An 11252-nucleotide genomic window follows, 5' to 3' on the forward strand; every position below is an offset into this window, starting at 1 on the left:
GTCACCGGGCCGCCACCCGCCCTCGCCCCCGTCGGCGGGCCGCCCACCCGGGCCGGAACCGCCCCACCGGGAGCGGCACCCGCAGGGACCGGTGACGACCCGGAGACGGCCCGGCCGGTCGGCGCGGGCACCCGACCGAACCCGACCACCGCGGTCGCTGCGGAGAGCCGATGAAACCCTCCTCACCCCGGTCGGACAACCAGACGGGTGCCCCCGAGCGTCCATTCGCCGTGACGCACGACGAGCCGCTGGAGCAGGCGCTGCGGGAGACCCTCGTCCAGCGGGTCGCCGTACCGCACCGGCTGCCCGCCGACCCGGCCGGGGTGGCGCTCGGGCGGGCCCGTCGGGTGCGACGACGGCGTACGGTCGCCGGGCTCGCCCTGGCCGGCGTGGCGACCGCCCTGGTCACCGGGGGGATGACCCAGCTCGGAGGGCAGCCGGACCGCCCCACCACGCCGACCGTGGTGCTCGGCGACCCGCGCGGGGTGGCCAGCCTGTCCGCCGGGCCGGTCGCGCCCGCCCCGCCGCAGCAACCCGCCGACGGCGGGGTCGACCTGGTCGTCGCCGGCACCCTGGTCACCGCCGCCGGGCAACGGTACGAGCTGGGCGTCGGGCCGGTCGAACGCGCGCAACGGCTACCCGACCACGGCGGCTGGCTGCTGACCGGGGCGGTCACCGCGGCCGGCCGTACCCTCTGGGTGGTGCCCGCCGGGGGTGAGCCCCGGGCGTTGCTCGCCGGGGCGGACGAGATCGCCCTGTCGCCCGACGGGCGGCAGGTGGCCTGGCGTGACGACGGCCGGCTCTTCGCCGCCGTGATCGTCGCCGGTCAGCTCATCGCCCCCGTGACCGGACCGCTGGCCGACGCGGTGCCGGTCCGGTTCGTCGGCGACCGGGTGCTGCTGCGGGCCGGTGCCGCAGGTGGTCACCGGTGGTGGCGGCCGACGCCGGGCGGGTCGCCCGGGCCCGTCGCCCCGGACGTCCTCGATGTCTACGGGATCATGCCGGACGGTCGGTTGGCCGCCCGGGTGCGTGCCGGGGCACGGAGCGACCTGGCCCTGCTCGACCCCGACCTCACCCCGGCCACCACCCGGGGAGCGCCGACGCCCGCCGCCGACGGCCGGGGTGCGGTCTCTCCCGACGGGCGCTGGTTGCTGGTCAACAGCCGGGTCGCCGGGGTGGACGGCGCGGTCCTGGTCGACCTGACCGGCACCGCCCCGCCGTCGCGGACCGCCGGCCCGGTGATCGACGGAGTGGTGACCTGGACGGACACCCGGACGGCGGGGTACGTCGACCGGGACGGCGCGCTGGTCCGGCTGCGCCCCGCCGAGGCGCTGGCGGGCCAGCGGGCTGCCTCGACCCCGGTCGCCGGGGTCGCCGACGGCGTCCGGCCGGTGCTGGTGACCGGCACCGACCCGGGGTGACCTGCCCGGGTAGCGTCGGGATCATGCCCGCGCGCCCGTTGATCGACCTGCATGCCCACTCCACCGCCAGCGACGGCACGTTGGGCCCGGCCGAACTGGTCCGGGCCGCCGCCGACGCCGGGTTGGACGTCGTGGCGATCACCGACCACGACACCACCGCCGGGTGGGCGGCGGCGGTCGACGCGTTGCCGGCCGGGCTCAGCCTCGTACCGGGCGCGGAGCTGTCCTGCCGCTGGCAGGGCGCCCAACCGGCGCTGCCGCTGCACCTGCTGGCCTACCTGTTCGACCCGGAACACCCCGAGCTGGTCACCGAGCTGGCCCGGGTACGACGGGCCCGGGAGGCACGCGGGGAACGGATCGTCGAGCTGCTGCGGGCCGACGGGATCGACGTGAGCTGGCCGGAGATCATGGCCGCCGCCGACGGGGGCACGGTGGGTCGCCCGCACATCGCCGCCGCGCTGATCCGGATCGGCCTGGTCGCCACCACCACCGAGGCGTTCGGCCCGCAGTGGCTGGGGCAGCGGTACCGGCTGCCCAAGGAGGACATCGACGTGTTCCGGGCCGTCGCCCTGGTCCGGGCGGCCGGCGGCGTGCCGGTGTTCGCCCACCCCCGGGCCAGCCGGCGGGGGCGCATCGTCCCCGACTCGCTGATCGCCGAGCTGGCCGCCGCGGGGCTCGCCGGCCTGGAGGCCGACCACGAGGACCACACCCCCGCCGAGGCGGCGCACGTCCGGGGGCTCGCCGCCGACCTGGGCCTGCTGGTCACCGGCTCGTCGGACTTCCACGGCAGCCACAAGACCGTCCGGCTGGGCGCGCACACCACCGCGCCGGAGGCGTACGAGCGGATCGTCGCGGCGTCCTCCGGAGTGACCGGCGTCGCTTCCGGGTGATCCGCGTTTCGCCTGCCAGCGGCACCGCTACCCTCGTCCGGTGGATCTCAAGCTCTTCGGTGAGGTCTTCGTGACCCTGCTGGTCATCGTCGACCCGCCGGGCATGATGCCGATCTTCCTCGCCCTGACCGGACCCCTGCCGGCCCGTGACCGTAACCGGGCCGCCTGGCAGGCGGTCGCGTTGGCGCTCGGCGTCATCGTGGTCTTCGCCGTCGCCGGCCAGACCCTCCTCGCCTACCTGCACGTCGACCTGCCGGCCTTGCAGGCGGCCGGCGGCCTGCTGCTGATCCTGGTGGCGCTGGAACTGCTCACCGGCAAGGCCGACGACCCCAGCCAGCAGGCCACCTCCAACATCGCCCTGGTGCCGCTGGGCACTCCGCTGCTGGCCGGGCCCGGCGCGATCGTGGCGACCATGCTGTTCGTGCAGCAGGCCGACGGGGTGGGACAGGTCTCGGCGATCGCCGCCGCGATCGTCGCGGTGATGCTGGCGGTCTGGGTGGTGCTGCGGTTCTCGGGCGGGATCGTCAAGATCCTCCGGCCGGGCGGCATCGAGGTGCTGACCCGGATCGCCGGCCTGCTGCTGGCCGCCATCGCCGTGCAGCTCATCGCCGACGCGGTGGCCGCCTTCGTCACCCAGTACGTGAACATGAGCTGATCCGCCCGTCGTGCCGCCGGCGGGCTGTCGTACCGGGCTGGCAGGATCACCGGGGTGCGACGAGCCTCCTCCGCCGGTACTCCCCGGCCCCGCTCCGGCCAACCCGAGCAACTCGGCTTCGCCGGCATGCCCGAACGGCTCTTCACCTGCACACCCAGCAAACTCGGCGCGTACGCCGACTGCCCCCGGCGCTACCGTTACGCCTACGTCGACCGGCCCGCCCCGCCGAAGGGCCCGCCGTGGGCACACAACTCGCTCGGCGCGAGCGTGCACACCGCCCTGAAGAACTGGTATGCGCTGCCTGCCGACCGTCGACGTCCCGAGGCGCTGCCCGCCCTGCTCAAGGGCACCTGGGTCCGCGAGGGCTACCGCGACGACGAGCAGGAGCGCGCGGCCTACCAGCGGGCGCTGGGCTGGCTGGAGGGCTACGTCGCGACCCTCGACCCCGGCGACGACCCGCTGGGCGTGGAACGGGTGGTCGCCGTCAAGACGGCAGTGCTGGCCTTCAACGGGCGCGCCGACCGGATCGACTCCCGCCCCGGCCCGGACGGCCCCGAACTGGTCATCGTCGACTACAAGACCGGCCGTACCGGGCTGGACGCCGACGACGCACGCGGCTCGCAGGCACTCGCCCTCTACGCGTACGCCGCCGAGCGGACGTTCCGTCGGCCCTGCCGCCGGGTGGAGCTGCACCACCTGCCGACCGGCACCGTCGCCGGGCACGACCACAGCGAGGAGTCGCTGGCCCGGCAGCTCAGCCGCGCCGAGGACACCGCCCGGGACATCATGGCCGCCGAGCGGGCGGTCACCGACGGGGCCGACCCGGACGAGGCGTTCCCCACCGTGGCCGGGCCCCGCTGCGGCTGGTGCGACTACCGCCGTACCTGCCCGGTCGGCGTGCAGACCCCCGGCCGTGAGCCGTGGTCGGCGATCGACCGTCCCGCCGCTCCGGTGGCCGACTGACCGGCCGTCCGCGTCGGGGCGACCCGTCCGGGGTGGTCAGGCGGCGGCGGTGCGGCGGGCGGCACGGGTCTTCGCCGCCTGCTGGATCGGGCTCTCCCGCCAGTTGCGGGGCAGCGCCGCCAGGGCGAGCCGCAACGTCCGGACGCTCAGGTCGGCCGACAGCGCGGTGGTGGGCAGCCCCAGGCCGCCGTAGAGCCGCAGCGCCCACGGCGGCAGCAGCCCGAGCGCGGTGCCGGCCACCCCGAAGTACGCCCAGCGTGGCGGCCCCAGACTCAGCCCCAGGCGGGCCGGTCGGCTGAGCTTCCACGGGATCGGCGGGGCGGTCAGGAACAGCGCGGTCTCGGCCGCCTCCTTCGTCATCCGCAGCTCGGGCCGGACCGCCCGGTAGTAGTCGGCCACCTCGGCGGCGCTGCCCGGCACCCCGGCCGGGTCCAGCCCCACCAGCGCGGCGGCCCGCCGCTGCTCGGCGTAGTACCCGTCGACCTCGGCGTCGGTCAGCGACAGGCCGGCCCGGCGGGCGGTGCTCACGAACGACTCGACCTCGGTGACGTGCACCCAGCGCAGCAGGTCCGGCTCGTCGATCCGGAACCGCTCCCCGGTGAACAGGTCGGTGGCGTGCAGCCGGGCGTGCCGGGCCCGCAGCCGCCGGCCGGCCGCCTCGGCCTCGGCGGTGGTGCCGTAGTTCACCGTGTCGATGTACGTGCCGGTGCGGACCAGCCGCCCCCAGGCGTCCGACCGGTAGTTGCTGTTCTGGGCCACCCCGGCCATCGCCCGGGGGTGCAGGGTCTGGAGGTAGAGGGAACGCAGGCCGGCGACGATCAGGATCGGCTCGTCGTGCACCTTCCAGGTGACCGAACCGGGACCGAAGAGGCCGAGATCGTCGGTGTCCACCCGTCAACAGTGCCACGCCCGGCCGGGAACCGCCGGTCGTCGGGGCGCTGCCCGGGACGCCACCGGGCGGATGAACCTGAGCGGTCTTCGCCGCGTGTACTCCTGCGGGGCACGTCGCGACGTACGCTGTCTGCCGCAACCCGCATTCCACCCTCGGAGGTGTCGGTGTTCAAGGAGATCAACGGTCTGCCCGGTCACGTCCTGGTGGTCCACGCCGTGGTGGTCTTCGTGCCGCTGCTCGCGCTGCTCGCCAGCGCCTACGGGCTGATGCCCCGCTGGCGGCCCCGCCTCGACTGGGCGGTGGCCGTCCTGGCCGTGATCACCCCCGTCCTCGCCTGGGTGGCGACCGAGTCGGGGGAGGCCTTCGAGGAGGCGCTGCGGGCGAAGGGCTACTCGCCCGAACTGCTCGCCAAGATCCACGAGCACTCCGAGTACGGCGAGACGCTGCAGTGGTTCACCATCGGCCTGGCCGTGGCGGCGTTGCTGCTGCTGGCGGTGACCAGCAACCGGGTGCGTACCCCGGACCTGCCCGCCTGGACGCCCTGGGTGCTGACCGCGATCACCGTGGTGCTGGCCGTGTTCGCCCTGGTCTACGTCTATCTCACCGGGGACAGCGGTGCCGCCTCGGTGTGGAGCAACACGTTCTGACCGGTGACCCCCGTCGGGCGGCGGTCAGAACAGCGCCCGCGAGCAGAGCAGGCAGAGCAACACCAGCAGGACGACCCCGACCACCGCGCCGACGCTCCAGGTGATCCGTTGCGCCTGCTGCTCCGCGGCGTCCATCGCCTCCATGTCCTGCGCCGGCAGGGTGCGGGCCGGGGTCGCCGCCAGGTGTACGGGAGGACGCCAGCCCGGCGGCGGGGGCGTGGTCGGCGGCGGCCCGGCGTAACCGGCCGTCCCCGCCTGCCCCGCGCCCGCCCACCCCGGGTCCGATGCCGCCCTGCCCGTCTTCGACGCCGGCCCGCCCGATTGCGGTACCGGCCCGCCCGTCTGTCGTAAGGGCCCGCCCGTTTCCGGTGCCGCCGGGCCTGTTGCTGGCCCGGACGCCCCCGGGCCGGGTCCCGCACCGGAGGGCGCGCCCGCAGCGTGCTGGCCGGGCTGGGCGGGTGGTGGAGCGGGCTGGCCGGGCTGTGGGCCGGGCTGTCCGGGTTGGGCGGGCGGTGCAGCGGACGACCGAGCCGGAAGGCCCGACGCCGACCCGTCGGCCGGGCTGGCCCAGAGCGACGGTATCGGCGAGGCCCCCGCATCCGTCGCGGCTGCGGACCCGGCTTCCGTTCCCTCCCCCGGGCCGGCTGCGGACCCGGCTTCCGTTCCTTCTCCCGGGCCGGCTGAGGACCCGGCTCCCGTTCCTTCTCCCGGGCCGGCTTCGGCAGTTACTCCTCCCGGGCCGGTTGCGGGCTCTGTCTCTGTCGTGCCGGCTTCCGCCCCCCGTCCCGCGCCGGCCTTACCGGACGGGTCCGTGACGGGCGGGTGCGGCTGGGAGGAAGCGGGTGGCGGGGCCGCGTCCGTCTGTTCCGCCGTTTCCGCGTCGCTCGACGGGGGCGTCGGTCCGGAGGGGGAGGGGGTGGGCGGGCGTCGCCAGTACTCGTCCTCGGGGCTGGTACCGCTGGGCGTCGTCACGCCGTCCGACGCTACCAACGCGAGGAGCCCGTCAGCCGGTCCGACGCGGCGATCTTCGACCGGCATCCCCCGGCGCTGGTGGCGGTTCGGTCGGCTGCATCCCGCCCGCTGCGGTCCGGGTGGGTGCCGGAGTAGTGCCTTCGGTGGTGCGCCGGGGTGGGGCCGGCGCGGGGTAGTGTTGCCGATCGTGATCCCCGAGGACCCGGCCGGGCATGGCGTGCCCGGCGACGACGACCGCACGGTCGACCTCAGCGACGACTTCGTGGTGCTGCCCGAGCAGACCACCGACGACACCGATTTCGGTTGGGGTGAGCGCCGGGGCGGCAACGACGACTGGTTGCTCGCCGAGCGTCCCCCGCACTGGAGCTGACCCCCCCCGGGCCCGCCCGACCAGGGCCGCCCGACCGGGCACGGTCGTCGGCAAGATCCACTCAAGGGTGCCGATGTTGCGGTATCCGGGGTGGGCGATGCCGCAACATCGGCCCCGCTGCGCGCCCCGAACCGCCGTCGAAGACGACGGGATCATCCTCGGATGACGACGCTGAAGCGGCTGCCCTCCGGCTGGCCGACCGAGCGCTGCGCCTGATCGGGTCGGACCGCCAGGTAGAGCGCGGACGAACCGTCGACCGCGTTCCCACCCACCACGTCGAGCACCAGCGCGTCGGCTGCCAACAGGACCGTCTCACCGGCGTTCCGTCCCGCCGGGAGCACCAGCAGGTCGACCCGCGCGCCGGGGCGCAGGACCGCGAGGGCGGCCGGCTCGGCCAGGCGTACGGGCACTCCGACGAAGCCGCTCGGCAGTGGCAGCGCACCTGGAGCCTTCCCGTCGGCGGCTCGATCACGAGCTGGATCGGATCGGTCAGCGTCCTGCCCGTGTGGGGTGGCGATCCCGTCGGCAGCCGTACGCCCGTGGGATGTGGTGGGGGCGGGCCGGCCCGCGTCCAGGACGATCACCGCCAGACCCAGCAGAACGGCGACCAGCACCGCGCGCACCAGGGTCGCCCCACCCGGCCGACGCGGCCAGCGGAACGGTCGTAGCGAGCCGTCGCCGCCCGTGCCCCTGGCCGCCATGACCCACCTCCACCTGTTCCACCGGGATGCCCTGGTGGCGTCCCGGCTCAGCAGGCTAGGCGGAAACCACACACCTTACGAGCCGTTGTCCACAGCCGGTGGACAACGGCTCGCCCGGTGGAAAACCCACCCGCCCCGGGCCCGCCCCGACCGCCCCCGGCCGGGACCCGGGGGCGGTGATCAAGAGGTTCGCGTCATCCGCAGAGATCCACTTGACGCGAATCTCTTGATCAACCCGGGCTGGCGGGGGTGGGTGCTGGGCGTGGGGGTCAGGAGGAGGTGCTGGTGGCGGGGGACTTGGTGGAGCTGGACGAGCCGGACGCCGGGGACCCGCCCGAGCCGGACGACGAACCCGAGCCGGACGCCGAGGACCCGCCCGAGCCGGACGACCCGCCCGAGCTGGACGACGAACCCGAGTTGGACGACGAGCCGGAACCCGAGGAGTCTCCGCCGGACGAGGAACCCTCCGACTTCGGCGACTTCGCCGCGCCGCTCTTGCCCTCGCTGCCGGAGGCCCGGGAGTCGGTGCGGTAGAAGCCGGAGCCCTTGAACACGACCCCGACCGAGTTGAAGACCTTGCGCAGCCGCCCCTCGCACGCGGGGCACTCGGTCAGCGGCTCGTCGGAGAACGACTGCACCGCCTCGAGCTGGTGGCCGCACGCGGTGCAGGCGTACTGGTACGTGGGCACGTTCTCCTCCGGATCTGGTACGGCCGGTTGGCACTCGACGTATTCGAGTGCCAATGGTGCGTCATCGGACCCGGATTCGTCCAGCGGACGTGATCGTCCTCCGTCCACCGGGCGTCCCCGGACCGCAGCGTCAACCCGCCGGATGATCAACGGAGGTCGGTGCCGGAAGCGCGAGGAGCCCGTCCGACGGGGTGAGCGCGGCACCCACCGGTCGATCGTGCGGCCGGGCGGGCAGCGCCGGGAGCAGTTCGCCGTCGTGCAGCAGCGCCACGGTCAGGGTGGCCGCCGGCACCCGGGCCAGGGCCCGGTCGTAGGAGCCGCCGCCCCGCCCCAGCCGCAGGCCGCGCCGGTCCACCGCCACCGCGGGCACCACCACCAGGGTGGCTCCGACGATCGCCGTCCGGCCGAGCCGGGGGCCGTCCGGCTCGCGCATGCCCCGGCCGGCGGCGACCAGGGTGCCCGGCCCGGCGTAGGCGGCCCAGTCCAGGTCGAGGTCGTCGCACAGCACCGGCAGCAGCAGTTCCGCCCCGGCCGGCAGGGCAGCCCGCAGCACGTCGGGCAGGTCGGGACCGCCCGGCTCGGAGCCGACCGGCACGTACCCGGTCATCCGGGCCGGCCGCAGCCGGCGTACCAGCGCGGTCAGCTCGGCCTGGACGCGCGCCGCGGCGGCGGCCCGCCGGGGTGCGGTGAGCGCCCGACGGCGGGCGAGCAGCGCGACCCGCGTCTCGCGTTTCGCCGCGTGGACGGCTTCCGCTTCATCAGAAAAATCGGGCACGCAACACTCCTGACGCAACGCTGTCAACACGGTTGCTCTGTGTCAGCATCGCAGGAACGGGCCTGGAACTTCCGGGGGGACAGCGTTGACGCTACGCGGGCGGTTGACGGCGGCCTTCCTCACGGTGGTGCTCGGCCCGGTGCTGCTCGGCGCGGTCTTCGTCGGCACCACGCTGTCGACGGTGGACCGCAGCCGGTCCACCGAGCGCCTCGGCCTGGCCGCGTCCGCCGTGCGTACCTCGATCGACGCGCTCTGCCAGCAGTTGCGGGCCGCCGCCGACGCGGTGGCCCTGCGCCCCGACCCGGCGACCCGGGCGGGCACGGCCGGTCAGGTGGTCAGCCGGGGCCTGGCCGCCGCCGTGCTGGTCACCGACGTTGCCGGCAGCACCACGTACGCCACCCCGGGCGGACCGGCGACCCCCTGGCAGGACTGCACGGGGACGGCCCGCAGCGGCGGACCGGTGCGGGCGCTGAGCGCCCGGGTGGACCTGCGTGACCCGGCCGGCACGCCGCTCGGCACAGTGGCCGCCGCCGAGGTGGTCGACCCGGCGTTCGTGGCCCGACTGGCCGCCGCGACCGGCGTCGCGGTCACCCTGCTCGACGACACCGACGGCCCCGACCGGATCACCCACACCACCGAGACCCGTCGGGTACGCGAGGCGGTGCTCGCCGCCGCCGGCTCCCTCGACGGCGACCGGGTCACCGCGACCCCCGACGGCCGGTACGTCAGGCGGCTCGGGCCGGCCCCCGGGCAGCCGCTGCCGCTGGTGCTCTCCGTCGCCGGTGAACGACCGTCGGGCCTGCCGGCCGCGCTGGTCGGGGCGGTGCTGCTGGCCGCCGTGCTGGCCGTGCTGACCGCGTGGCGACTGGCCCGGGTCACCACCCGGCCGCTGGTGGAGCTGGCCGGGGCGGTGGACCGGGTGGCCCAGGGTGACCTGACCACCCGGGTGCCGGTGCGCAGCCGGGACGAGATCGGCCGGCTCGCCGCCGCGTTCAACCGGATGATCCGGGAGACCGCCGGGTACGTGACCGCGCTGACCAGCAGCCGGGACCAGTTGCGTGGGCATCTCGGGGTGCTCGGGGACACCCTGGCCAGCACCCACGACCTGCAACGCATCCTGCGGGTGATCCTGCACAGCGCCATCGCGGCGACCGGGGCGCGGGCCGGGGCGGTGCTGCTGCGCGACGACGCGGCGACGCTCGTCGGGCGGTGCGCGGAGGGGCTGGCCGGGCGTTGCCCGGCGGGCACCGAGCCGGAGGAGCTGCGGGTGCCGGTCGGCGCGGGGGTGGTCGGTGCGGTCGCCGCCACGGGCGAACCGCAGCGGGGCCGGGTGTCGCCCGGGGCGACGCCGCCCGGCGAACCGTGGTGCGAGACGTACGTGGCGGTGCCGTTCACCGCACCCGGCGGGGACGCCACCGGTCGGGAGCCGGCGGTCGGCGTGCTGGTCCTCTACGACCGGCTGGGCGGCGACGAGTTCGACGACGACGACCTGGCCACCCTGCGGACCTTCGCCGGGCACGCGGCGGTGGCGGTGGAGAACGTCCGGGTGCACGAGGAGGCGCAGCGGCTGTCGCTGACCGACCCGTTGACCGGGCTGTGGAACTACCGCTACCTGCGTGAGTCGTTGCGTCGGGAGGTGGAGCGGGCCAGCCGGTTCGGTCGGATGCTCAGCATCCTCGTTCTCGACCTGGCCCGCTTCAAGACCGTCAACGACAGTTACGGACACGCCGCCGGGGACGCGGTGCTCGCCGAGTTCGCCCGCCGGGTGCGGGGCGAGATCCGCGTGGTGGATCTCGCCTTCCGGCAGGGCGGCGAGGAGTGCGTGGTGCTGCTGCCGGAGACCGACGCCCGGGGCGCGGCGACCGTGGCCGAGCGGTTGGGCGCGGCGGTGCGGGACACCCCGGTCGTGGTGCCGGGCCATGCGGGCGGCCCGACGACGATCGCGGTGTCGGTCTCCATCGGCATCGCCGTCTATCCCGACCACGCCAGCACCGGTGTGGAGGTGCTGGACGCCGCCGACGAGGCGTTGTACGCGGCCAAGGGCGCCGGCCGCGACGGCTACCGGGTGGCGACCGCGCGGCCCCGACCGACGCCGGTCGGGGACGGTGCGGTCGAGGAGATCGTCGTACCGGCGGGGGCGACCAGCCCGGCCGACGGCCTGCCCCGCGCCGGCCCTCCCACCCCCCCGCCACCCACCGACCCCCCCGCCAACCTAGATCCCAACCCCCCCCGGCCCCCCGCCCCCCCGGGACCCCTCGACCACCAGGCGACCCGGCG

11 protein-coding genes are annotated in these 11252 nt (G+C 75.6%); 7 read left to right on the plus strand and 4 right to left on the minus strand.

Translation table 11 applies throughout. The features are described 5' to 3' along the window. Positions 1-230: 230 nt before the first annotated feature. The 4 genes from ACOJTC_RS21390 to ACOJTC_RS21405 all read left to right on the plus strand — a co-directional run bounded on the left by ACOJTC_RS21390 (position 231) and on the right by ACOJTC_RS21405 (position 3929). On the plus strand, positions 231-1421 hold the full coding sequence (locus ACOJTC_RS21390) for a TolB family protein (protein WP_420118215.1): 1191 nt from the start codon (positions 231-233) through the stop codon (positions 1419-1421). Between the two features lie 23 nt (positions 1422-1444). Next, positions 1445-2311 carry a PHP domain-containing protein gene (locus tag ACOJTC_RS21395; protein ID WP_420118216.1) on the plus strand — a complete coding sequence of 289 codons (867 nt, stop codon included), beginning with the start codon at positions 1445-1447 and terminating at the stop codon, positions 2309-2311. Positions 2312-2351: 40 nt separating this feature from the next. Beyond that, on the plus strand, positions 2352-2966 hold the full coding sequence (locus ACOJTC_RS21400; protein WP_420118217.1) for a MarC family protein: 615 nt from the start codon (positions 2352-2354) through the stop codon (positions 2964-2966). Between the two features lie 126 nt (positions 2967-3092). Continuing rightward, positions 3093-3929, plus strand: a complete 837-nt coding sequence (locus tag ACOJTC_RS21405) for a RecB family exonuclease (protein ID WP_420118223.1) — start codon at positions 3093-3095, stop codon at positions 3927-3929. 36 nt (positions 3930-3965) lie between these two features. On the opposite strand, the gene ACOJTC_RS21410 is transcribed toward ACOJTC_RS21405, so the two are convergent. Next, positions 3966-4820, minus strand: a complete 855-nt coding sequence (locus tag ACOJTC_RS21410; protein WP_420118218.1) for an oxygenase MpaB family protein — start codon at positions 4818-4820, stop codon at positions 3966-3968. Between the two features lie 165 nt (positions 4821-4985). Between ACOJTC_RS21410 and ACOJTC_RS21415 the strand changes: the two genes are divergently transcribed. Together ACOJTC_RS21415 and ACOJTC_RS21420 are read left to right on the plus strand one after the other, a co-directional pair. Beyond that, entirely contained in the window at positions 4986-5468 is a 483-nt protein-coding gene (locus tag ACOJTC_RS21415) for a DUF2231 domain-containing protein (protein WP_204927522.1), read from the plus strand. A 1150-nt stretch (positions 5469-6618) separates the two neighbouring features. Then, positions 6619-6810 carry a hypothetical protein gene (locus ACOJTC_RS21420; RefSeq protein WP_372444632.1) on the plus strand — a complete coding sequence of 64 codons (192 nt, stop codon included), beginning with the start codon at positions 6619-6621 and terminating at the stop codon, positions 6808-6810. 152 nt (positions 6811-6962) lie between these two features. On the opposite strand, the gene ACOJTC_RS21425 is transcribed toward ACOJTC_RS21420, so the two are convergent. The 3 genes from ACOJTC_RS21425 to ACOJTC_RS21435 all read right to left on the minus strand — a co-directional run bounded on the left by ACOJTC_RS21425 (position 6963) and on the right by ACOJTC_RS21435 (position 8975). Beyond that, complete coding sequence (locus ACOJTC_RS21425) at positions 6963-7511, minus strand: flagellar biosynthesis protein FlgA (RefSeq protein ID WP_420118219.1); 549 nt, start codon at positions 7509-7511, stop codon at positions 6963-6965. Between the two features lie 269 nt (positions 7512-7780). Continuing rightward, positions 7781-8254 carry an FmdB family zinc ribbon protein gene (locus tag ACOJTC_RS21430; protein WP_420118220.1) on the minus strand — a complete coding sequence of 158 codons (474 nt, stop codon included), beginning with the start codon at positions 8252-8254 and terminating at the stop codon, positions 7781-7783. Between the two features lie 76 nt (positions 8255-8330). Then, positions 8331-8975, minus strand: coding sequence for a 5-formyltetrahydrofolate cyclo-ligase (locus ACOJTC_RS21435; protein ID WP_420118221.1), 645 nt, complete (start codon positions 8973-8975; stop codon positions 8331-8333). Between the two features lie 85 nt (positions 8976-9060). Here ACOJTC_RS21435 and ACOJTC_RS21440 point away from each other — a divergent pair. Next, positions 9061-11252: diguanylate cyclase (locus ACOJTC_RS21440; RefSeq protein ID WP_420118222.1), on the plus strand; the 2192-nt coding region annotated here is incomplete at its 3' end.

Origin of the sequence: Micromonospora sp., from assembly GCF_048594385.1 — a bacterium.
GTDB lineage: Bacteria > Actinomycetota > Actinomycetes > Mycobacteriales > Micromonosporaceae > Micromonospora > Micromonospora wenchangensis.

Coding starts and splice junctions, on each gene's coding strand:
- ACOJTC_RS21425 (WP_420118219.1), bottom strand. CDS start 7,511: ATGGCGGCCAGGGGCACGGGCGGCGACGGCTCGCTACGACCGTTCCGC.
- ACOJTC_RS21405 (WP_420118223.1), top strand. CDS start 3,093: ATGCCCGAACGGCTCTTCACCTGCACACCCAGCAAACTCGGCGCGTAC.
- ACOJTC_RS21395 (WP_420118216.1), top strand. CDS start 1,445: ATGCCCGCGCGCCCGTTGATCGACCTGCATGCCCACTCCACCGCCAGC.